Annotated in this window: 21 protein-coding genes; 11 read left to right on the top strand and 10 right to left on the bottom strand. The window is 43.3% G+C overall.

Translation table 11 applies throughout. The features are described 5' to 3' along the window. The first annotated feature begins 605 nt into the window (after nt 1-605). Together NG798_RS21945 and NG798_RS21950 are read left to right on the top strand one after the other, a co-directional pair. On the top strand, nt 606-1622 hold the full coding sequence (locus NG798_RS21945; RefSeq protein ID WP_261225841.1) for a WGxxGxxG-CTERM domain-containing protein: 1017 nt from the start codon (nt 606-608) through the stop codon (nt 1620-1622). A 140-nt stretch (nt 1623-1762) separates the two neighbouring features. Next, nucleotides 1763-3196 (top strand): DUF4142 domain-containing protein, encoded by a 1434-nt coding sequence (locus NG798_RS21950; protein ID WP_261225842.1) that lies wholly within the window; start codon nt 1763-1765, stop codon nt 3194-3196. A 66-nt stretch (nt 3197-3262) separates the two neighbouring features. Here NG798_RS21950 and NG798_RS21955 read toward each other — a convergent pair whose 3' ends face one another. The 6 genes from NG798_RS21955 to NG798_RS21980 form a co-directional block, all read right to left on the bottom strand. Beyond that, nucleotides 3263-3886 carry a hypothetical protein gene (locus NG798_RS21955; RefSeq protein WP_261225843.1) on the bottom strand — a complete coding sequence of 208 codons (624 nt, stop codon included), beginning with the start codon at nt 3884-3886 and terminating at the stop codon, nt 3263-3265. A 199-nt stretch (nt 3887-4085) separates the two neighbouring features. Next, entirely contained in the window at nt 4086-4736 is a 651-nt protein-coding gene (locus NG798_RS21960; RefSeq protein ID WP_261225844.1) for an alternative oxidase, read from the bottom strand. Nucleotides 4737-4788: 52 nt separating this feature from the next. After that, on the bottom strand, nt 4789-5004 hold the full coding sequence (locus NG798_RS21965; protein ID WP_261225845.1) for a hypothetical protein: 216 nt from the start codon (nt 5002-5004) through the stop codon (nt 4789-4791). 229 nt (nt 5005-5233) lie between these two features. Continuing rightward, nucleotides 5234-6400: a zinc-dependent alcohol dehydrogenase gene (locus NG798_RS21970; RefSeq protein ID WP_261225846.1), complete on the bottom strand. Its 1167-nt coding sequence runs from the start codon at nt 6398-6400 to the stop codon at nt 5234-5236. Between the two features lie 65 nt (nt 6401-6465). After that, nucleotides 6466-6825 (bottom strand): hypothetical protein, encoded by a 360-nt coding sequence (locus NG798_RS21975; RefSeq protein ID WP_261225847.1) that lies wholly within the window; start codon nt 6823-6825, stop codon nt 6466-6468. 38 nt (nt 6826-6863) lie between these two features. After that, nucleotides 6864-7556, bottom strand: coding sequence for an SRPBCC family protein (locus tag NG798_RS21980; protein WP_261225848.1), 693 nt, complete (start codon nt 7554-7556; stop codon nt 6864-6866). 335 nt (nt 7557-7891) lie between these two features. On the opposite strand from NG798_RS21980, the gene NG798_RS21985 reads away from it, so the two are divergent. From NG798_RS21985 to NG798_RS22010, 6 genes are all read left to right on the top strand, one after another. Further along, the gene (locus NG798_RS21985; protein WP_261225849.1) at nt 7892-8431 is read left to right on the top strand and encodes a Dps family protein; all 540 of its coding nucleotides are present in this window, start codon (nt 7892-7894) and stop codon (nt 8429-8431) included. Between the two features lie 86 nt (nt 8432-8517). Next, nucleotides 8518-9039 (top strand): DUF4385 domain-containing protein, encoded by a 522-nt coding sequence (locus NG798_RS21990; protein WP_261225850.1) that lies wholly within the window; start codon nt 8518-8520, stop codon nt 9037-9039. 167 nt (nt 9040-9206) lie between these two features. Continuing rightward, complete coding sequence (locus tag NG798_RS21995; RefSeq protein WP_261225871.1) at nt 9207-9923, top strand: heme oxygenase (biliverdin-producing); 717 nt, start codon at nt 9207-9209, stop codon at nt 9921-9923. Between the two features lie 207 nt (nt 9924-10130). Next, nucleotides 10131-10949 (top strand): DUF928 domain-containing protein, encoded by an 819-nt coding sequence (locus NG798_RS22000; RefSeq protein ID WP_261225851.1) that lies wholly within the window; start codon nt 10131-10133, stop codon nt 10947-10949. A 52-nt stretch (nt 10950-11001) separates the two neighbouring features. Further along, nucleotides 11002-11832, top strand: a complete 831-nt coding sequence (locus NG798_RS22005) for a DUF928 domain-containing protein (RefSeq protein ID WP_261225852.1) — start codon at nt 11002-11004, stop codon at nt 11830-11832. Between the two features lie 35 nt (nt 11833-11867). After that, on the top strand, nt 11868-13775 hold the full coding sequence (locus NG798_RS22010) for an adenylate/guanylate cyclase domain-containing protein (protein WP_261225853.1): 1908 nt from the start codon (nt 11868-11870) through the stop codon (nt 13773-13775). Nucleotides 13776-13824: 49 nt separating this feature from the next. On the opposite strand, the gene NG798_RS22015 is transcribed toward NG798_RS22010, so the two are convergent. The 4 genes from NG798_RS22015 to NG798_RS22030 form a co-directional block, all read right to left on the bottom strand. Continuing rightward, entirely contained in the window at nt 13825-14115 is a 291-nt protein-coding gene (locus NG798_RS22015) for a cupin domain-containing protein (RefSeq protein ID WP_261225854.1), read from the bottom strand. Between the two features lie 290 nt (nt 14116-14405). Continuing rightward, nucleotides 14406-14750: a Mo-dependent nitrogenase C-terminal domain-containing protein gene (locus NG798_RS22020; protein ID WP_261225855.1), complete on the bottom strand. Its 345-nt coding sequence runs from the start codon at nt 14748-14750 to the stop codon at nt 14406-14408. A gap of 644 nt (nt 14751-15394) precedes the next feature. Beyond that, nucleotides 15395-15679 carry a DUF427 domain-containing protein gene (locus NG798_RS22025; RefSeq protein ID WP_261225856.1) on the bottom strand — a complete coding sequence of 95 codons (285 nt, stop codon included), beginning with the start codon at nt 15677-15679 and terminating at the stop codon, nt 15395-15397. Nucleotides 15680-16008: 329 nt separating this feature from the next. Further along, nucleotides 16009-16260: a hypothetical protein gene (locus tag NG798_RS22030; protein ID WP_261225857.1), complete on the bottom strand. Its 252-nt coding sequence runs from the start codon at nt 16258-16260 to the stop codon at nt 16009-16011. Between the two features lie 206 nt (nt 16261-16466). On the opposite strand from NG798_RS22030, the gene recQ reads away from it, so the two are divergent. From recQ to NG798_RS22045, 3 genes are all read left to right on the top strand, one after another. Beyond that, the gene (gene recQ / locus NG798_RS22035; protein WP_261225858.1) at nt 16467-18986 is read left to right on the top strand and encodes a DNA helicase RecQ; all 2520 of its coding nucleotides are present in this window, start codon (nt 16467-16469) and stop codon (nt 18984-18986) included. Between the two features lie 128 nt (nt 18987-19114). Further along, nucleotides 19115-21073: a long-chain fatty acid--CoA ligase gene (locus tag NG798_RS22040; RefSeq protein WP_261225859.1), complete on the top strand. Its 1959-nt coding sequence runs from the start codon at nt 19115-19117 to the stop codon at nt 21071-21073. Nucleotides 21074-21110: 37 nt separating this feature from the next. Then, nucleotides 21111-21557, top strand: coding sequence for a YlqD family protein (locus NG798_RS22045; RefSeq protein WP_261225860.1), 447 nt, complete (start codon nt 21111-21113; stop codon nt 21555-21557). The last annotated feature ends 105 nt before the right edge of the window (nt 21558-21662 follow it).

Consider the following 21662-nt stretch of genomic DNA (forward strand, 5'->3'; position numbering starts at 1 on the left):
TGTCTAGGAGAACATTGTAGGGCTGGCGCGAACGGGTTATTCCTAAATGATTCTCGATTCTCTCTACTTATCTATCTAGGGGAAGAATCTCTCTAAGGTGCGTTTAATTTGAGATTATTACAACTATCTAAAGAAATGTGTGATTAGGTTGAGGGATTTACCGGCCCCAAGAGGAGGAATGTAGTATGGATAACAAAAAAGGGCAAATTTTTAAGCCGGTGAAAAGAGGGAAATAGGGATTTGCTACCAGCATATTTCTAGTTTAACAAGATACTCCTCAAGAATGTGGGCGATACTTGAACAATAGTTTTAATCTGAACATATACAAAACAAGCCTGTTCCGGCAGGTAAAAAAAAGGGTGTTTCTTGTGCGTGGCGGTGAGTCACCAATCTGGCAGTAAGGGCGTTTTAAATTAAATTTCTCTTACTGCTTCTCCTCACACACTGTGTTAGAGGGTTGTTCATTCGTCAGGTGCAGGTAAAAAATTGGAAGCTCCCCCAAAAAACTCTGAAAACTGCAACTCGTAATAGTTGCTCAAAAAATTATGTCACCAGTTTCTAAATTCAAAGAATTTACTGGGAGCAAAATAAGAGGATTGGTTACTATGAAACGTTCTCATCTATCAAAAACTGTTTGGGCCGGCGCTTTTGCCTTAAGTTTGGGTATTGCATCCTTCACAATGCCTGCTAGTTCTCAAACCGGCGGCACCGGCGGCGGTACAAGCGGCGGTGCGGCAGGCACAACCGGCTCTGGCGTAACAGGCGGCACCGGCACGGGTACTGGTACAGGCACGGGTACAGGTGCAGGCACAACCGGCGCTGGCGTAACAGGCGGCACCGGCACTGGATACGGCACCGGCACAGGTACAACCGGCACGGGTGCAGGCACAGGTACAACCGGCACTGGATACGGCACAGGTACAGGTACAACCGGCACTGGATACGGCACCGGCACAGGTACAGGTACAACCGGCACGGGATTAGGCACCGGCACGGGATTAGGTACCGGCACTGGATTAGGTACTGACACGGGTGCAGGCACAACCGGCACAGGTACAGATACGGGTACAGGCACAACCGGCACCGACTTCGAGACTGACACGGGTGCAGGCACAACCGGCACGGGTACTTCTGGGGTTAACTCCACAGGTTCCTATACCACAACCCCAACAACGCCGGGGGGTACAGGCACTACGACAACAACTCCAAGCGGCATAGATTCTACGACGACAACGCCGGAGATCACGGGCACTACCACAACAACTCCAAGTGGCATAGATTCTACGACGATAACGCCGGGGAGCACTACCACAACAACTCCAAGCGGCATAGATTCTACGACGATAACGCCGGGGAGCACTACCACAACAACGCCCAGCGACGCCGGTTCTACGACGATCATTGAGCGGACAACAACAACTACAACAACTCCCGCCACCGTAACGCCGGTGCCAAGCAGCACAACAACTGTGGCGCCTTATGAAAGTACAAGAGGCGTGACAAGGAATCGTCATTCCAATTGGGGATCGTTGGGTTTATTGGGCTTAATTGGGTTGGCTAATTTGTTCCGTCAGCCGAAAACCACAGTCCGCCCGGCGAAAACAACAGTCCACCATCATTAAATTTTTGCGGGCAAAAAGGGCGAGTTTTGCTGGGAATGCGGGCAAAACTCCCCTCTGTTGTCGCCAGCGAGATGGGGATTTTCTGAAAGTAAACAAGTGCGAATTTTTTTGTCAGGTAAACAATAGAGGATTCTAAGACTATGACTAACAACAGCCAGAAACGTTTAACGAAAAAAATTGCTGGAATTTTGGGATTGGCAAGTATCAGTTCTTTGATTGGGTTGCCGGTGTTTGCGATGACTGCCAATGAGCCGGTTTTGAGCAAAAATTCTAACAATCAAACACTTTTAGCTCAACAGGATAATAATAATTCTGCCGACCCCACCACCAGCACCCAAGAATGTTTTGTAACTCCCGCTAGAGGTGAGCAACTTCCCGAATATTGCTCTCAAGTGGCGCCTGCTTACGACAATGAGGCTAATGATGTAAATAACTCGGATCAGAGGATGAACCAGGGTTCTGAGAATATGCCTAGAGATTCTCAAATGAACCGGGGAAATAACCAGAATATGCCCTCAAATTCAGAGATGAATCGGATGAACGAGGGCTCTCATAATATGCCTAGCAATTCCAACATGAACCGGCAAAATGAGAATATGCCTAGTAGCTGCAACATGACCGGGCAAAATGAGAATATGTCTAGTAGCTGCAATATGAACCGGCAAAATGAGAATATGCCTAGCAATTCCAACATGAACCGGCAATCTACTATCATGCCGACTTCTGACCGAATCAATAGCAGCGACAGACAAAGTGCAACTTTCAGTTATGAAGATTGCTTTGTAACGCCGACGAGAGACAATTCATTTCCTGCTTTTTGCTCACAAGTAGTGCCGGCTTATGAGAATGAAGTTTCTGGTAGTAATAACTCGATGATGAACCGGCAAGCAAGCAGTTATGAACAAGACTCGATGATGAACCGGGTTTCTGAAAATCCCAGTAATGATTCTCGGATGAATCAGGGAACAGAAAATAGCCTCGAAGAAAATAATATGACCCCGGAAGTTGAGCAGATCATCGAAGATCGCAGCCGCGTTCCTGGTAGCTCAAATACGCCTGAAAATTCTAACCGTTCTGATCAAAATCTTAACCGTTCTGATGATGTAAACAGATCAAATGCGGTTAGTCAATCTGATCGAATGTTTATGATGCAAGCTGCACGCGATAACATGGCAGAAGTGCAACTAGGCCAAATGGCAGTGCAAAAAGCCAGCAGCGAAGCAGTACGCGAATATGGTCAGCGGATGGTGGATCATCATACCCAAGCTAATCGGGAATTGATGCAGCTTGCCTCTCAAAAAGGTGTAACTTTGCCTAGCGATATTGGCGATGAAAACCGAGAAATGATGTCTCGGTTGTCGCAACTTTCAGGGGCGGAATTTGACCGCACTTATATGCAAGAAATGGTGCGGGCACATAATAAAGATTTGTCTTTATTCCAACGCCAAGCACAAGACGGGCAAGACAGCGATCTTAAATCTTGGGCAGCCCAAAAAGTGCCCACACTTCAAAATCATTTAGCAATGGCTAGAAACCGTATGGAAGCTAACCGCAATAACGATGTTTACCGGTAAGGTCGGCTTCTGAAATAAGAGGGATTTTAAAACCCGGTTTTATTTAAACACCGGGTTTTTCTTTATTTATTTATCAAAGGATAAATTAAAAGGGCCGATAGCAAGGGAAGTAGAAGCTGCTGTTTTTTCTAAAACTTCTGTAATGGTGGGTAAATGAACAAAATCAACAGCTTGAGGGGAACTAAAATGAATTTCTCCAGGTTCTTTTCCCGACTCTGAGCTAATAATAAATAATCGCAATGAATAGGAATCGCCGCGATTGATAGGACGCAAAATAAAATCGAGTTCGCTTTTTGGCTCGGCAAAGCTGACAAAGGTTAGCTGCTCGATTTCGTGGGAGCGATCAGAGGATTGAGATTCGATATAAATTGCTGCGTCTTTTTCTGCCAAACTGACTCTTAACTTTAATTCTTCAAAGTCTTGAGTACCTTGATTGTTAAAGTGGATATCTGCTATCGAAATTTGCTCAAATTTATATTGAATGTCTCCATCTGACAAGGTAATTTGATGGGGAAGAAGGGATGCCCCAAGGGGGGAATTAAATTTAGTAAGAATATCTACTCGCCGCCCTATTCTTTGTAGTTTGTTGCCATTGGCAGCGATAATAAAATGCAGCAAAAAGCCTAAAACAGCGCTGCTAAGTAATGCTGATATAATGAGAACTATCGTGTACCAGTGCAAACCAGCCATTGTATTTTTTGAGGTTTTTAGAGTTTACATTTGAGCGGAAATTGCCGCTGCTTATGTTATTTTTTCTTAGTTTTTATAGCGAATTTAAAGACAAAATTCATCTATCCAGAGGCGGAATTGCTGCTTATTGATTTTTGGCAGCTAAAAGAAGCCATAAAAAAAACCCCAAACAGGGTTTTGAGAAGGAAGGCTTTTAAATTTATTGGGTTTGCCGGCGGTGGGGACTTATTAACATTTCATGGGCATCGGGACGCTGACAAACAATCATGGTATTGATATGTTGGCGTTCATCATTGCGGATGGCAACAAAGACATCATAAAGTGTTTCAATGTGGGGCCGGCGTTCGCCCACCGGCTGCGAAGATTGAAACTCATCAAACATATAAAGATCGCCGTTTTCATAATAATCAATAGCAATTTGGGGGGCCGGTTTGCCTTTGAGTTCCTCTTCGTGATTTTTTAAAAAAATATCGTAGGCTTCAAAGGCTTTTTCTTCGATTAATTGATTAAAATGATAAGCTCTGCGGGGCGCAATCATATAAACAAAAACCAACATCCAATAATAAATAAATACCAAAATCCGAGAAAGCAGCCGGTCTAGCCAAAATTCATTACCTCCTTGCGATTCAATAATTCGCAGGTGGTGTAACTCGTTCCAAGATTGAGCAAAATGAATTTTTAACCAATCTGTATGTTTCCATGCACCCATGCTTTCATATAAATGCAGCACAGATAAATAGGAAAAATAGGGAACGCGAGCTATCGTTTCCAACAAATAAAACCGCGCAAAAGGACGGCTTTGGTAAAGTTTACTCAAAATAAACTCTAAGAAATTAACGAGGAGTTGCATAATTTGGGTTTCTTCTTATCGGCAACGAATGGGCGTTCCCTTCTTGGGCTTTTTAAACAACGGCTTGCAGTTCCGTTTCTTCGAGAATAATGGTTGTTTCAAAACCAATGCGACCAAAGGATGGTTCTGGCCCCATGTCCATTTGGACGGCATAAGTCCAGGTATTAGAAACCGGTTTATAGCTGATGATTTTTCCGATTCCTCCGGCAAAGGACACCGTTTGTTTTTGATTAAAACGGCGGTTTTTGTTTGATTTCTTGGTGCTCATAAAAGTTCAAGATAAAAAGTTTACACTTTGAGGATAAAAACAGGCCGACCCTACCAAGAAGCCTAGCCTTTCGCCTTAGCGATTTTTGTTTTCTGCCTTCAGTCTTACGCTAACAACTTTTGGGAATTATGCCTTCTATCACAAGAAATAAGCCGGTTAGTAAAATCTCAAAAACCCGGTTTCTCGCTCGAAACCGGGCTTTTCGTAAAACTAAGAACAAACGGCAAAGTTACGGCTTGAGAACCACCTTAATACAGTTGTCTTTTTTGTCTTTAAAAATCTGGTAGCCGTGTGGCGCTTCGTCTAATTTGAGCCGGTGAGTAATCACAAAAGTCGGGTCAATTCTACCGTTTTGGATGTGTTCAAGCAAGGGCTTTAAATAGCGATGAACATGAGTTTGTCCCATTTTAAAAGTCAAGCCTTTATTAAAGGCAGAACCAAACGGAACTTTATCAAGAAAACCACCATAAACTCCTGCCAAAGACATCGTACCGCCTTTGCGACAGGCAACAATGGCTTGACGCAATGCAGTAGGCCGGTCAGTTTCCAAGCGAACGGCTTGTTTTACTTTGTCATAAAGTGCCATTGCATCGGTGCCGTGTGCTTCCATTCCCACCGCATCCAAACAAGAATCGGGCCCCCGTCCGCCGGTCATTTCTTTAAGTGCTTCACCGGCATCTATTTCTTCGTAATTAATCACTTCGGCGCCGTTTTGTTCTGCCATCAGCAAACGTTCAGGAATTCTATCAATTGCAATCACCCTTTCTGCACCTAATAAAAAGGCACTTTTGATTGCAAATTGACCCACCGGCCCACATCCCCAAATAGCAACAGTATCCCCAGGTTGGATATTACAATTTTCTGCCGCCATATAGCCGGTAGGAAAAATATCTGTCAGAAACAAAACTTGCTCATCCGTAAGACCATCAGGAACTTTAAAAAGCCCAACATCGGCAAACGGAACCCGTGCATATTCTGCTTGTCCGCCGGCATAGCCCCCAAACAAATGCGAATAGCCAAAAAGTGCAGATGGTGAGTGACCATACATTTTTTCTGCCGCCAAAGCATTCGGGTTTGAGTTATCACAAAGAGACGTCAAATCTCGCTGGCAAAAAAAACAACTTCCGCAAGCAATTGTAAACGGCACCACCACGCGGTCGCCGATTTTTACATTATTAACGCCACTACCAACCTCGACAACTTCCCCCATAAATTCGTGACCGAGAATATCGCCTGCTTGCATACTGGGAATAAACCCGTTATAAATATGCAAATCCGAGCCACAAATTGCCGTTGAAGTTATTTTGACAATGGCATCACGAGGGTTAATAATTTTTGGATCGGGAACCGTATCTACCCGCACATCATTGGAACCATGCCAGCAAACAGCTTTCATCTGAGTTTTCTCCTTTTTTGTAGTTGATCTTTAGCCGAATTTTGTAGATTTTTGAGCCAAAGCAACTACGAACCTGGCAATGCTTGTTTGACGCTTTCTACTGTTTCTTGGATGCTTTCTTCAATTGAATGGATAAACTCTTTAGTTTCCGGTGCAATCGGTTGGTCAAGATTGAGTTTTTCTCTCACATTATTGGCAGTTTCTTTTAAAGGCGGTTTGCTGGTAATTTCAGGAATATTTGGGGTCGGAATTTTGGTGGTGCTATGGTCAACTTGATACTGTGTAGCTTCAGGAGTGGTGAGCGCAGTGGCCTCCAAAGGATTATAACCAAATACCGAAGCAATTAAAAACGTAACGGCAATAAGAGAAGCAGTTACCAAAGCACGAAACTGGCTATTTTGCAACCAAGAAAATAAACGATTCATAAGAGACTCCTTTTGATGTTTGGAAAAAATCATGCGAATTATTGGCGACCGGAAGGGCTTTCATTTGTAGCAATTTCCCCGGTTTCCATCAGTTGTTTAAAGCGGTACAAATCCTCAGAAATTTGAATTTCTGGTTCCTCACCAAACAATTTGGCAAAAGTTGCAGTAATTGCACCCCCAGGCGGGTTATATTCCATCACTACTTTAACTTCTGTACCGCGTCCTGCGCTTGCCGGTTGAAAACGTACAAAGCCGCTATTTTCTATGTCGGCATTTTCCACCGAACCCCAGGCAATTAATTTGTTTTCCTGCTCGTTGATGATTTCTGCATCCCATTCTATCGTTCCACCTAATGGCGCTTTGGCAATCCAATGAGAACGCCTTTCATCCCACACTCGCACATATTGCAGGTGCTTCATAAATGTGGGTAAATTCTCGAAGTTTCGCCAAAATCGATAAAGCTCTTCGGCTGGCTTATTGATGGTGACAGTTTTTTCAACGCGGATGCTTTGATTGAGGTTTTTTTCCACTGTATTGATGAGGCTATTTTTGCCGGTTGTCCCGTGATAAACCAAGCCGGTGCCGGCCAGCGCCATCAATGCACCACGCAAAGAACGCTGGCTTAAACCCATTAATACCAGCGCCCCTCCGCCTATTAACGATGACCATTTTTCAGTATCGCTGACATTGGTTGCTTCTGGTTGGTTGTTAGCGGGTTTTGCAATTTCCATAGCCTGTTTCCCCCTTTTTTTTTAATGGTATGTCTCCGATTAATTTTTGAATTCAAACTAAAGTAATAAATCAATAGGGCTAATTAAAATATCATCGCTCTTGCTCCAGCTTGGTTAGCTAGAATCTCAGAAAGTTTAAGACTTAAGAAATATTACCAAAGGCAGAGATTTTAAACTAACAAAGTTTGTGTAACTAACAACTTCAACAAACCAAGACCAGAAAACCAGATGAGCAAGGCCGGTTCGTTTTGCTTGATATTCCAAAAGGTTGATGTAAGTTGATGAGAAAATTTGTTGCAATAGTTAAGGAACTGAAATCAAATGGAGTTTAGTCAATGCGTAAATTAAATATTGGTTTAAGCGATGAAGCCCGTCAAGGCGTAACAGAATTACTCAATCACGATTTGGCCGATGCCTATTTGTTGCTGATCAAAACCAAAAAATACCACTGGGATGTTGTTGGCCCACAATTCCGCTCGCTGCATCAATTGTGGGAAGAACACTATGAGGCTTTAACTATCAATATTGACAAACTCGCTGAACGGGTGAGAACGTTGGGCGGTTATCCTATAGGCACTGCTGAAGGGTTCTTGAAATACGCTTCAATTAAAGAACATATTGGCGACTTGCCTTTGGCAACGCAAATGGTATCGCGTTTGGTAGATGACCACGAGCAAATTATCCGCAATCTCCGCGAACATATTAACCAATGTGATGAACAATACAAAGATCAAGGTACGGCAGATTTTCTCACCGGCCTGATGGAACAACACGAAGAAATGGCCTGGATGTTGCGCTCATTTATTGAAGGTGAATCTCTTTCTCCTGATGGTCAAAAACCCGAAGCCAAAACCGCCACAGCTTCTCACGCCTAATTTATTTTAGGAAAAAGGCAAAAAAACCCGGTTTCTTAAACAGCCGGGTTTTTGGATCTCTGGTTGTCTGGTTTTTAATTTAACCCATGAAAAATTTTGATTATTCTTTAGATTTTCAAACCATTGATTTTCGCAACTCACCTCATCTTTATCGCGTCGGCAAAGGAGAGCAAGGAGTTTTATTAGTGGAACCTTATAAATCAGAAATATTGCCTTATTGGCGATTTAAAACTCCCGAAATTGCCAGAGAATCAAGCGAGAAAATTTATGAAATGTTTTTAAATTATCTCGAAAACGATGATTTTGTGGGCGCGGATATGGCCCGGAAGTTTTTGCAAATGGGTTATACCCGCTCTCGTCGGTATGCTAACCACAAAACCGGCAGAAAATACGCCAAAAATCCCCAAAAAGAAGCAACAAAAGCAGCCGAAAAACAGGCCCGACAAGAAATTTTACCCAATCAAGAAGATCCAATCAAAGCCGCCTCCGCAGAAATTTTTAAACAAAAATGGCTACAGGCAAAAAGCAATAAAAAATATTTAGCCTTACTGCAAAAACATCAACAAATGTACGAAACACAAGAAACTGCGGGGCCGGTTTTCCCCTAAGCCAGCAGAGTACCGGCCCCTTCCGTCCAGATGTCCCATTTACCTTGCTTCAAAATTCTTAACGTAAATTCTCATCAAATCGATTTACGCTAACAACTTAAGTGGCTTTTTTATCTGGGGCCGCCAATTATAGTCCAGCAAGCATTGATTTAGTTGAGCAATTTAGCATGAGCAGCAATTTAGCGACCAAACTGCGTGAGGGAACCAAAAAATCTCACTCGATGGCAGAAAATGTTGGTTTTGTCAAGTGCTTCTTAAAAGGCGTTGTCGAAAAAAATTCATACCGCAAGCTGGTGGGCAACCTCTACTTCGTGTATAGCGCGATGGAAGAAGAAATGGAACGCCACCGCAATCACCCGATAGTTTCCAAAATTTATTATCCAGAACTTAACCGCAAAGCCAGCTTAGAGCAAGATTTGGCATACTACTACGGTGCAAACTGGCGTGATCAAGTAGTGCTTTCAAGCGCAGGACAAGCCTACGTTGAACGCATTCGCGAAGTTTCAGCCACCGCCCCAGAATTGTTGGTAGGACACTCCTACACCCGCTATCTGGGCGACTTGTCTGGCGGCCAAATTCTCAAAGGCATTGCCGTGCGAGCCATGAACCTAAGCGAGGGTGAAGGCACCGCTTTTTATGAATTCAAGGATATTGCCGACGAGAAAGCCTTTAAAACTACCTACCGGCAATCAATGGATGAGCTACCCATTGACGAAGCCACCGCAGATCAAATCGTCGATGAAGCCAACGATGCTTTCGGTATGAACATGAAAATGTTTAACGAACTCGAAGGCAACCTCATCAAAGCCATTGGTCAAATGTTGTTTAATACCCTAACTCGCCGGCGCACACGGGGCAGCACCGAACTCGCCACTGCTGAGTAAATCTCAAATCGTCTTTGATAATAACCGGCCTTCAGCTATCTGCATTTAGCTTATTGTTAAGTGTGAATAGGGGAGGGCCGGTTTGCTTTTGGCAGAAATTTAGGAATGAGTGAAGGCGAAAGGGGAGTAAGACATTGCTGAGAATGAAAATTTTTAGCAAGCAGTAAGATAAACACACCGGCCCTACTTTGTCGAGGAGCAAGACTCATGGCTTTATATAAAAATCCCATCTATGGCTTTTGTATCCTTTTATCCCTACAACTCCTCACCCTCCCCACAAAAGCCGCATCCGTCGCTATCGAGTCCCTGACAAACCCCAAATTAAGCCAAGACATTCCCGAACCAGTAGGCCCAGGCACACCAGACCGCAGCGTACCGGGGGGAACTTTTGTTCGCTTTGAGCCACCCGCCAACGTCCCAGGCTTTTTTGGCCCTCCTAGTAATATAGCCCCTAGACCCCAACCTCCTAGTAACTCTGCACCTACACCTGCTCTACCTCCTCTGGAGCATCGTTGTCAACCGGCCACCCTGCTTTTACCCTTTGGCAACATTGGCTTAACAGCATCCGAGTATCCCACCTTTTTTGTTGGCGTTACCCGCTATGCCAAAAATGGGACATTTATTTTATATGATGAAGCCGGCCAGCAAATTTATGAAACGTCAATTCCCCTCAATGAAAACCTTGGTTTATTTGCCATAAATTTACCAAAAACAGCCCCCGGCCTAGAAATTGATAAAAATTATAGGTGGTCTTTTACCCTTCTCCACAGCGAAACAAAACAACCAACTGCCGAAGGTTGGATCAGGCGCATCGAAATTGACAGCAACCTTCAGGCAAAACTAAATCAATCAACTCCCCTAGAACGTGCCGCTTTATACGCCCAAAACGGTATTTGGTTCGATACCCTTAGTACCCTTGCTCAGATGCAGGGGGAGGAACCCAAAAACACAATATTCGTCAACGAATGGCAAGCATTACTCAAATCGCAAGGGCTAGAACAAGTCGCCCAAATGCCTTTAAATTGAGCTAAAAACCTGGAAAAATAATCACAAATTCCCCACGCTAAGAAAAAATATCATGTTTGGCCTAAAAACCCTGTTTTATGCGAGTATTTTTGCTTTATTTTCTACGCAAATTTTTAGCCTATCCGTAAAGGCCGGTATCCAGCCCCAAGACCTCCGAAAATTAAGCCAAGAGATCCCCGAACCGGCCGGCCCAGGAACTCCCAGACGCAGTGTACCGGGGGGAACCTATGTGCGCTTTGAGCCACCGGCAGAAAGCCCACCAACGCGGGGAATAGACATCCGGCGACAGTTTGGTAGATGTCCTGGGGCACCCACCAGATCGCCTGATCCAGTAACCGGCGCAGAAATCATCACTCCCTCACTAACTCCGCTTCTGCCACCTACAAATATAGGCTTAACTTATGCAGCGCATCCAACATTTTTTATTTATATTCCACCGGCAAGTTTAGCGGGGCAATTAATCTTACAAGATGAAGCCGGCAATGACCTTGAGGAAATAGATATTCCTGTCAATGAAAAAGGCGGTGTGATAGGCGTAACTTTGCCAAAAAACGCTTCACCTTTAGAAATTGGTAAAAACTATCGCTGGTTTTTTGTTCTGGTTTGTGATCCAAAAAACCGCGAGAATGACCGAACCGTTAGCGGTTGGATCAAGCGTATTGAAATTAACCCTATTTTTAAAGGGGAATTAGAAAAAGCAAAAGGTTTAGAACAACCAGCTTTATATGCCCAAAATGGTATTTGGTTTGAGACTCTCAGTAGCCTTGCTCAAATGCGTCTGGATGAGCCCACAAACCCAACCTTTACAACAGAATGGGAAGAGTTACTAAAATCTGTCGGGCTACAAACTATCGCCGAAATGCCTTTAATTGCGCCACAATAGCAGTGAATAGCAATTTAAAATAGGTAAGGCTGCCTATGTGGGCAAAACTAAAAAAAATTGTTTGGGAAGGGCGCTGTGTTTTAATTGCAGCGCCCACTATTGCTGCACTAACAATTGGCCTACGTTTAACCGGCCTTTTACAATTGTTAGAATGGGCTGCTTATGATCAGTTTTTTCGTTTGCGTCCACCCGAACCTCCTGATCCTCGAATTGTGATTGTTGCAATTAATGAACCGGATATTTTACACGCCGGTCAGTGGCCGATTCCTGATGCAATGTTAGCTGATTTGCTAATAAAAATTAACCAACAAAACCCGCGAGCAATTGGGTTTGATTTGTTTCGTCCGTTTCCGGTGCAACCAGGTTCAAAGGCTTTAATTGATGTGTTTAAAACAACTCCTAATTTGATTGGGGTTGAAAAATTGGTGCCTGATCGGTATGGGGCTGTGATTGCTCCACCGGCTGTTTTAGCCCAAAAAAATCAAGTGGCGGCAATTGATTTTATTTTAGATGGTGATGGGAAGTTGCGGCGGTCTTTAATTTCTCTTAAACCAGAGGGAAAAAAGACCAAATCATCGCTGGGGACAAAGTTAGCTTTGATGTATTTAAATCCTGATATTAAATTTGAGGTTTTAGATGCTCAGAAACAAGTTTATCAGTTAGGAAAAATTAGGTTAGAACCGTTTGAGGAGAATGATGGCGGCTATGTGGGGAGTGATAGCGGTGGATATCAAGTTTTGGTGAATTTTCGAGGGGCACCCGGAAGTTTTAAAACGGTGTCGATGACGGAGGTTTTGAAAAATGAAATACCGGCGGATACCTTGCGAGATAAAATTGTTTTGATTGGTTCGACGGCGCAAAGTTTGCGTGATTTTTTTATTACTCCTTTTGGCAAAAGTGTGTTTGCCATTCCTGAACCGATGACGGGGGTAGAAGTTCATGCAAATGTAACGAGTCAGCTAATAAGTGGGGCGTTGGATGGACGTTCTTTGATTCAGGTTTGGGATGAGCCGGTGGAGTGGTTATGGGTGTTTGGTTGGTCTTGGGTGGGGGCAATTTTGGGGTGGGGTTTTCGGGCGAGCCGGTGGACAATTTACGGCTTAATTTTGGCGGGGGGAGTTTTGTTTGCTGTGACGTTTTTCTTGTTTTTAGGGGGGTGGTGGGTGCCGGTGGTGCCGGCGTTTTTAACTTTAGCGGGATCGGCTATTTTTATTACTGGTTATATTGCGGTAATGGAACGAGAAGACCGCCAAATGATGATGAGTTTATTTGGCCGTCATGTGTCACCAAAAATTGCGGAGGCAATTTGGCAACAACGCGAACAATTATTGAAACAAGGGCAAATTTTTGGGCAAAAAATGACAGCAACGGTGTTGTTTACAGATATTAAGGGGTTTACTTCAATTGCTGAAAATACAGACCCAGAAACTCTGATGCTATGGTTGAATGAATATATGAATGCTATGGCGGAATTAGTGCTAGAAAATGAGGGGGTAATTGATAAGTATATTGGGGATGCCATTATGGCTTTGTTTGGGGTGCCGGTGCCGCGTAATACAGACGCAGAAGTGGCGGAAGATGCCCTGGCGGCGGTATCTTGTGCGCTGGCGATGGCAGAAAGGTTAAGAAAGTTAAATCAAGACTGGAAAAAACGCGGTTTGCCGGTGATTTGTATGCGGGTAGGAATTGCTACGGGTACGGTGGTGGCGGGGAGTTTAGGAAGTATTCACCGGCAAGATTATACGGCAATTGGTGATAGTGTGAATGTGGCGGCGCGTTTAGAAAGTTATGATAAAGATATAGGGAAAAATAGTCTTTGTCGGATTTTAATTTCTGAGGATACTTATCAATATATCAAAGAGCAGTTTTATGCTGAGTTTTTGGCGCGGGTGAGTTTAAAAGGTAGGAAGCAAGCTATTAAAATTTATCAGGTGCCGGGGTGAGTGGTGAGTAGGGGATGGATTTTGATGAACCCGCCCCTATCTTCCAATATTATTCAAAACAGTAATGCTTTCTCACCGGCACCCGAACATTCCAACTGCAAGACATCCCCGCCGGAAATGTCACCAAATCACCTTTGCCCATCGAAACCGGCTCACCATTCTCAGGCGTAACAATTACATCCCCTTCTAAAAAATAACAAGTTTCCGCATCCTCATACGTCCAAGGAAACTCTGAAATTTCTTTTGTCCAAATTGGCCAACTAAAAACTCCTAAATCTTTAAGCCGGCTTTCTCTGACATTTCGCTCAATTTTTATTTGCGTTGATTGTTCAACAGCCATTTTTTTTACTCCTAACCCAAACTGACAATTAGATTACCATAAATTTTCCAACGCAGATGCACACAAATAAATTATCTGTGTGCATATCGGTACATTTTTGGCTAAATCTTATTATCTTTCCAGCGAATCTTAACTGTAAATTGGCCTTGGTACACCGGCCCCTAATGTTTCTGCATTGCCATTCTTCTACAATGTCGGCATCTTCAAACTTGAAAAAATTAGTCTTGTCTTTTCCCTCGAAGGAAATAAAATAATCTCCCAACCAACAAAGCATTTTTTGCTGCGAAATTTTAGGCAAAAGACTGAAGATCCAAACCGCACTCATCCACCAGGTAACACATAGCCCGGAAGCGCAAACCCATCAACTGATCATAAAGCGGGTTCAACTTGCACATAGGCGGAATATGACCGATTTTGCGACCAAACACCACAATATCACGAGCAAAAGGACACTGAGCAGGAATTGCTTTATACAAAAATTCAGCCAACTGGCGATCCCGAATTTCCAGGCCATCCAGCCGAGTTCGCAGCGGCTTCAACAAATCTAATTTGCCACTTTGATCAGCTTTGAAATTCCCCAATATTGCCGAAAAAGCAGACAGCAGAGTAGGAGTGTTTTCGTTGGTGCAAATCATAGCATTTTCCTCAATTATTCAAGAAACGAGAAAGTTATTTAATGGAACTTGCGCCATCTATTTTTATATTGACACAAGAGCCGGTGAATCGTTCCCTCTCACTCAAACAAAAGTCCAAACGTTGCGATAAGTTTTAATTAACTTTCCAGACTTCAGGCAGCGCGAGGCGAGAGATTGATAAAATTTGGCTAATTTTTGGTGGGAGTTTACTTATAAAAGCTGGAAAACAACCTCCACCCATCAAACCCACCGATTAGATTTATTAAACTTATCTAAAAGGCCAGTTTGCCAAACCTTTCTTCAAATCCTCTCTATATCCTATTTAAAAACTTTCATTATCAAACGAGCAGTACCTTTCGGCATATTTTTTCCCCCACTCCCTATTACTCCTTATTAAATAGATAAGCCAAATTAAGGCCAATTTCCACTGAGGAGGTAAATATTCGCCCCCCCCAATTGGCGGAGGATAAAAACAAGAATAGCCCCTCAAGGGACGGCGATAAAAGCACTAATCACCATTTTTGCCCCAGGGGAGAGAGAATCTCAGAGCAACCTCCCCCCGTTTTTAAGGGGGAAGGCAAAATCAACCAGACAAAATTAGAGGCTAAATTTTGTTAAAAAACTTAGTTCCTCTGACAAATATTTTAGGCTTCGACTTTGACACCGCGCCAAAATGCGACATAACCTTCTATGTTTTTGGCGGCATCTTTTGTTTGGGGATAATACCAAGCGGCATCTTTATTTACTTGCCCTTCAACTTCAACATTGTAATAGCTGGCAACACCTTTCCAGGGGCAAGTTGTGTGGGTGTTGCTGTCTTTAAAATATTCGCGGTTGATGGCGGATGGGGGAAAGTAATAATTTCCTTCCACTACTTCACATTGGTTGCTTTCGGCTAAGGTTGCTCCGTTCCAAGTTGCTTTAGGCATGGTTCTTTTTCCACAAAACTGCTCGTATTTATATTGTGCCGGAGAAATGTTGGAAAAGTAAAGGCTGTGAGGGGAAAAAAACGGATAAATAGGCCCAAAACTGCTTTGAGGATAAGGGGTTTGGAAGATTTTTTAACCGCATCCTATAGCAGATGTATAGCAGGCAAGATGCCTGCTCCACAGATAGGTTATCTGTGTGCATCTGTGGTTAAGTTTTTTTAGAAGCAGCAAACCCATCTGCTATAGGATGCGTCCATCTGCGGTTAATAAAAATATAAAAATATGAAAAGTTTAAAAGCGCTGGGGGATTTTTTGGGTGGGGTTTGCTGTTAGATGGCGGCTTTCAGGTGCATTCTTGCGGCTGGACAAAATAAGCACAAATCATGGGGTTTAAGGGCAGATTTTATGCAGTTGCACTCAGTTAAGCTTTGATTGGTTAGGGGACATATAAAGTTACTGTCTAAGGCAATGGTGGTGTCTACACCGGCATCTTTGAGAGGTGCGGTTTTTTCTGAATTAATTAAATACAGATGTCTTTGGTGATGCCGGTAGGATGGATGTTGCCAGATGGGAACTAACATTTTATTTTTATGAATATAATACTGGCGGGCTTTGTATTAATTTAATTTTCAACAATTCCAGCAATTAACAGGATCTTTGCTTGGCTTTTCTTGAAGGCCAAAAAGTAGCCGTTTTTTTGCTTTGAAAATCTGCCGATCAAAAATATGCAATCAAAAGTTCCCTCACGGCCTAAAATAAGTGAAGGTTCCCGATTTCTAAAATGGCAATGTCAGCACCCATCCCTCAACAGCCCCGCTCGCCTTTGGCGATAGAACAAGCGCTAAAACAATATTTTGGCTATGATTCTTTTCGCCCCGGACAGCGCGAAATTGTCGAAAATGCCCTTTCTCAGCGGGATTCTTTGATTGTTATGCCCACCGGCGGCGGTAAATCTTTGTGTTTTCAGTTACCATCTTTGCTCAAAGCTGGACTGACGGTGGTGGTTTCTCCTTTGATCGCTTTAATGCAAGATCAAGTTGAAGCTTTACAAAATAACGGCATTGGGGCGACTTTTCTTAATAGTACCTTGTCTTTTGATGAAGTCCGCTCACGCGAACAAGCTATTGTTGAGGGCAAAATTAAATTGCTTTATGTGGCACCAGAACGTTTGGTTTCGGAAAGATTTTTAGCTTTTCTTGATTTTATTCACGCCCGCATGGGGATTTCTAATTTTGCTATTGATGAGGCTCATTGTGTTTCTGAATGGGGGCATGATTTTCGCCCGGAATACCGGCAACTGCAACAACTGCGAAGCCGTTATCCGGGGGTGCCGGTGATGGCGCTTACTGCGACTGCGACGGTGCGAGTTCGTCAAGATATTATTCAACAATTGGCTTTGCAACAACCTTTTATTCATATTGCCAGTTTTAACCGGCCTAATTTATATTACGAAATTCGTCAAAAAACTAAAACTTCCTACCGGGAAATATTACAAATTCTTCAAAAAAACAAAGGCAGTGCGATTATTTATTGTTTGAGCCGGCGTAAAGTTGATGAACTTGCCGAAAAATTGCAACACGATAAAATCAAAGCTTTGCCCTATCATGCCGGCATGAATGATGACCAAAGAAGCCGCAATCAAACTCGTTTTATCCGTGATGATGTGCAAGTTATTGTGGCTACAATTGCCTTTGGGATGGGCATTAATAAACCTGATGTGCGAACGGTTATTCACTTTGATATTCCCAAAACTTTAGAAGGCTATTATCAAGAAGCGGGACGCGCCGGCAGAGATGGAGAACCGGCCCAATGTATTTTATTTTTTGGCTATGGCGATTTAAAAACAATTGAGCATTTTATTGAAGAAAAATCCGACCCCCAAGAACAACGCATCGCCTATCAACAATTACGCCGTGTTGTAGATTATGCCGAGGGTACAGAATGCCGCCGCACGATTCAATTAAGTTATTTTGGTGAACAATTTCCTGGCAATTGTGAAACTTGCGATAATTGCCGGTTTCCCAAACCTTTACAAGATTGGACAATTGAAGCCCAAAAGTTTCTTTCTTGTGTGGCTCGCTGTAAAGAACGTTATGGCATAAATTATATTATTGAGGTGTTGCGTGGTTCCAAAAAAGAAAAGATTTTGCAAAATAGACACCATGAATTATCCACATATAGTATTGGTAAAGATAGAACAGAGGATGACTGGAAACTGTTAGCTAGAACCCTGGTTCATCAAGGCATGGTGGATCAGACAACCGATGGTTATTCAGTGTTGAAATTGAATGCTCTTAGTTGGGAAATTTTTCGTAATCAACGCAAGGTTTATGTAGCGGTGACAGTCAAGGCCGGTGCTTCCCAAAGCAGGGAAAGACCCTTTTCTCTGGAAGAAGACTCTTTGCTGGAAATCTTGAAAAATTTACGCAAACGTATTGCGGATATTCAAGGCGTTGCCCCCTATATGGTGTTTGCAGATTCAACTTTGAAACTGATGGCAAGACAACGGCCTCAAACTTTAGATGCTTTTGGAGAATTATCAGGGGTGGGTAATTATAAATTATCGCTTTATGGGGAGAGATTTGTAGCCGAGATTAAGGCTTTTTGTCAAGAAAATAATTTGAGTTCGCCGGCACCTGAGCCGGTGTTCAAAGCAGCAGCCGTAGCGGTGCAAGATGGGGAGGTTTCTTTTACGCACTTGCAAACTTTAGAATTACATAAACAAGGATTTAATCTGGAAGAAATTGCTCGAAAACGCAATTTATCGACGGTAACTGTGAGCGGACATTTGGCAGAATTGCTGGAAATGGGACAGCCGGTAGATTTAGATAATTTGGTGGAAAAAAGCCGCCAAGAAGTGATTATCGAAGCAATGGAATTGATAGGCACTGATGCTCTTAAGCCGGTGTATGAATATCTGGGGATGGAATATCATTATGATGAGATTCGTTTGGTAAAAAGTTGGTGGCTCACTCAACGCAAAATTAAGCAATCTCAACCGAGTGCTACACAGTTAGAAACTTTAGAGTTATTTGAAAACCAACAACTCTCGCCAGAAGAAATTGCCGAGCAAAGAAAGATTAGAGTCACAACAATTATTCGACATTTGACAGAATTAATTGAAATGGGACAGCCGGTGGATATTGACAGGTTAGTGCCCAAAAATCGGCAGCAGAAAATCCGAGAAGCTTTTAAAATTGTGGGTTCGGAATCTTTTGGCAAAGTTCGGGAATATTTGGGTTTAGGCTATAGTAATGCGGAAATTCGCTTAGTCAGAGGGAAGTGGCGACGTGAGAATTCTCAATGAGCATCATATTTTAAAAATCAAATACCTCCTTACCATGAGTGCAGGTTGAACAACTGTCCTAAAACTGGCATCTTTCGGAAGTAACATTTTCATACTAAAGTTAGAGATAAAAAATCACCAAAAAAACTATGAACCTTTCTAGTGCATATAATGCCTATCAATTGAGCGACGAAGAACGCACCAACCTCAGCCGGCTTGCCGACTATACCTCTGTGCAGTCGATGCCGGAAATTTGGCCTTTGGCGGCGACACGGTTTAGCGATACCATTGCTTTATCTGATCCGCACGCCAAAATTCCTCTCAAATTAACTTATGCAGAATTAGCCCAAAAAATCAAAGAATTTGCCACCGGCCTGCAACAATTGGGTTTAGAACCGGGGGAAGATTTGATTCCTACCCGTGTTGCTTTGTTTGCAGATAACAGTTGCCGGTGGATGATTGCTGATCAAGGAATTATGGCTGCCGGTGGTGCAAATGTGGTGAGATCCTCCCAGGCAGATACCCAAGAATTACTTTATATTTTGGAAAATAGCGGTAGCACCGGCCTGGTGGTGGAAGATTTAGCTACCCTGAAAAAATTACGCCATAAATTAGATGAATTACCCATAAAATGGGTGGTTTTATTAGCCGATGAAATGGCCCAAGAAGAAACTTTAACGGTAAAAAACTTTAGCCAAATTATGGCAGCGGGGGCCGGCAAATCTTTAAAATTTTTTAAACATACCAAAGACACTTTAGCAACCTTGCTTTACACTTCGGGAACCACCGGCCAACCAAAAGGCGTAATGCTGACACACGGAAACTTGCTGCATCAAGTTACCACTTTGGGAAGCATTATTACACCAAAAGCCGGTGAATGTGTGCTGAGTATTTTACCTACTTGGCACTCCTATGAACGCAGCGCTGAATATTTTTTGTTGTCCCAAGGTTCTACCCAAATTTATACCAATCTTCGCAACGTTAAAGGGGATATCAAAGAATATAAACCGCATTATATGATTGGAGTGCCGCGACTGTGGGAATCGATTTATGAAGGCATCCAAAAACAACTGCGTAGTCAACCGGCCAATAAGCAAAAATTAGTTAAAAATTTACTTTCTTTTAGCCAGCAATATATTCAGGCGCGGCGTGTTGTAAAGGGGTTAACTTTGACAACTGAAATGCCTTCAGCGGCGGAAAAATTGAAAGCGACACTACAAATGGCGGCATTGTGGCCCTTACACGCTCTGGGCGAACGCTTGGTTTATGGCAAAATTCGGGAGGCGACGGGCGGACGCATCAAATATGTACTGAGTGGCGGCGGTTCCTTGGCGACTTTTTTGGATACTTTTTATGAGACGGTAGGAATTGAAGTGCTTGTGGGGTATGGGTTGACGGAAACTTCGCCGGTTTTGACCGCTCGCCGGTATTGGCATAATTTGCGGGGTTCGGCAGGCCGGCCTATTCCGGGCACAGAAATTAAAATTGTTGACCCCGAAACTCGCGCTCCTCTACCGACCGGCCAGCGTGGTTTAGTGTTGGCTCGCGGGCCGCAAGTCATGCGAGGTTATTACAAAAACGAAAAAGCCACGCAAAAAGCAATTGATGCTGAGGGGTGGTTTGATACCGGCGATTTGGGGTGGTTAACGCCCGGAAATGACCTTGTGTTAACAGGTCGAGCCAAAGATACAATCGTTTTAACCAATGGAGAAAACATCGAACCGCAGCCAATAGAAGATGCCTGTTTGCGGAGTCCTTACATTGATCAAATCATGCTTGTCGGGCAAGATCAAAAAAGTTTGGGTGCGTTGATTGTACCGAATGTGGATGCGGTGCGGGGATGGGCAGCGACACAAAATATGAATTTGGCGGAGGATGCGGCAGAGATCGACTGGGAACAGAAGAGTCTCCAAGACTTATTTCGCCAAGAATTGAATCGAGAGGTAAAAAATCGCCCCGGATATCGTGCGGATGACAGAATTGGGCCGGTGAGAATAGTTTCTCTGCCGTTTACTATTGAAAATGGCATGATGACTCAGACCCTAAAAATCAAGCGACCGGTGGTTATGGAACATTACCGCGATATGATTGACGGGATGTTTTCTTAAGTTCAAAATTGTTAAGTCATCCTAAGAGGAATTGTACATGGATGTGTCCAATCAATTAATGCTGAAACGAGCGATTACTGTGAAGGCGATTGTGACGCCTCGCTGGAAAGATGAAGCTCAACAGCAACTTCAAGCCCAAATCAACCAAATTGACAGCCAACTTCAACAGTTGGAAATGCAAGGCCAGCGGATGATTTCTGAAATTCAAAGACAATCTATACAGCCTCCTGGCCCGCAGGTACTCCAACAAATTGATAGTATTCAAGGACAGGTGAATCAACGCAAAAGCGAGTTACTTGAGCAAAAAAATCAAATTTTGCAACAGTTACAGCAAGTGCAAGTCTTAGAATTTGAGCAAGAAGTCAATCAAGGCCAAATTGAAAGTTTTTTCAACATTCAACGCGGCGAAAATTTGGTGCAAAAAATGCAGGTAGAAATTTTGCTGCGTGATGGAGTAGTTGAAGAAATTCGCGGCGATCTGTAGAGGGTAAATCTAACGCCTTGGCCCCTTTTCCCGACTGGGAAGGGGGTGTTTTTATTTTTGTGGTGGCTTGCCAACAAACCGGGTTTTAGGTTTCTGACCTCGACG

Source organism: Ancylothrix sp. D3o, from assembly GCF_025370775.1.
GTDB lineage: Bacteria > Cyanobacteriota > Cyanobacteriia > Cyanobacteriales > Oscillatoriaceae > Ancylothrix.

Excerpts from the sequence above, each read along its gene's own strand:
- NG798_RS21990 (WP_261225850.1), top strand. The coding sequence starts at position 8,518 with ATGAAAAATTTTGATTATTCTTTAGATTTTCAAACCATTGATTTTCGC.
- NG798_RS22045 (WP_261225860.1), top strand. The coding sequence starts at position 21,111 with ATGGATGTGTCCAATCAATTAATGCTGAAACGAGCGATTACTGTGAAG.
- NG798_RS21995 (WP_261225871.1), top strand. The coding sequence starts at position 9,207 with ATGAGCAGCAATTTAGCGACCAAACTGCGTGAGGGAACCAAAAAATCT.
- NG798_RS21970 (WP_261225846.1), bottom strand. The coding sequence starts at position 6,400 with ATGAAAGCTGTTTGCTGGCATGGTTCCAATGATGTGCGGGTAGATACG.
- NG798_RS21955 (WP_261225843.1), bottom strand. The coding sequence starts at position 3,886 with ATGGCTGGTTTGCACTGGTACACGATAGTTCTCATTATATCAGCATTA.
- NG798_RS22030 (WP_261225857.1), bottom strand. The coding sequence starts at position 16,260 with ATGTTAGTTCCCATCTGGCAACATCCATCCTACCGGCATCACCAAAGA.
- NG798_RS22005 (WP_261225852.1), top strand. The coding sequence starts at position 11,002 with ATGTTTGGCCTAAAAACCCTGTTTTATGCGAGTATTTTTGCTTTATTT.
- NG798_RS21950 (WP_261225842.1), top strand. The coding sequence starts at position 1,763 with ATGACTAACAACAGCCAGAAACGTTTAACGAAAAAAATTGCTGGAATT.
- NG798_RS21975 (WP_261225847.1), bottom strand. The coding sequence starts at position 6,825 with ATGAATCGTTTATTTTCTTGGTTGCAAAATAGCCAGTTTCGTGCTTTG.
- NG798_RS22000 (WP_261225851.1), top strand. The coding sequence starts at position 10,131 with ATGGCTTTATATAAAAATCCCATCTATGGCTTTTGTATCCTTTTATCC.
- NG798_RS22020 (WP_261225855.1), bottom strand. The coding sequence starts at position 14,750 with ATGATTTGCACCAACGAAAACACTCCTACTCTGCTGTCTGCTTTTTCG.
- NG798_RS22015 (WP_261225854.1), bottom strand. The coding sequence starts at position 14,115 with ATGGCTGTTGAACAATCAACGCAAATAAAAATTGAGCGAAATGTCAGA.
- NG798_RS22040 (WP_261225859.1), top strand. The coding sequence starts at position 19,115 with ATGAACCTTTCTAGTGCATATAATGCCTATCAATTGAGCGACGAAGAA.
- NG798_RS21960 (WP_261225844.1), bottom strand. The coding sequence starts at position 4,736 with ATGCAACTCCTCGTTAATTTCTTAGAGTTTATTTTGAGTAAACTTTAC.
- NG798_RS21965 (WP_261225845.1), bottom strand. The coding sequence starts at position 5,004 with ATGAGCACCAAGAAATCAAACAAAAACCGCCGTTTTAATCAAAAACAA.
- NG798_RS22025 (WP_261225856.1), bottom strand. The coding sequence starts at position 15,679 with ATGCCTAAAGCAACTTGGAACGGAGCAACCTTAGCCGAAAGCAACCAA.
- NG798_RS21980 (WP_261225848.1), bottom strand. The coding sequence starts at position 7,556 with ATGGAAATTGCAAAACCCGCTAACAACCAACCAGAAGCAACCAATGTC.
- recQ (WP_261225858.1), top strand. The coding sequence starts at position 16,467 with ATGTCAGCACCCATCCCTCAACAGCCCCGCTCGCCTTTGGCGATAGAA.
- NG798_RS21945 (WP_261225841.1), top strand. The coding sequence starts at position 606 with ATGAAACGTTCTCATCTATCAAAAACTGTTTGGGCCGGCGCTTTTGCC.
- NG798_RS21985 (WP_261225849.1), top strand. The coding sequence starts at position 7,892 with ATGCGTAAATTAAATATTGGTTTAAGCGATGAAGCCCGTCAAGGCGTA.
- NG798_RS22010 (WP_261225853.1), top strand. The coding sequence starts at position 11,868 with ATGTGGGCAAAACTAAAAAAAATTGTTTGGGAAGGGCGCTGTGTTTTA.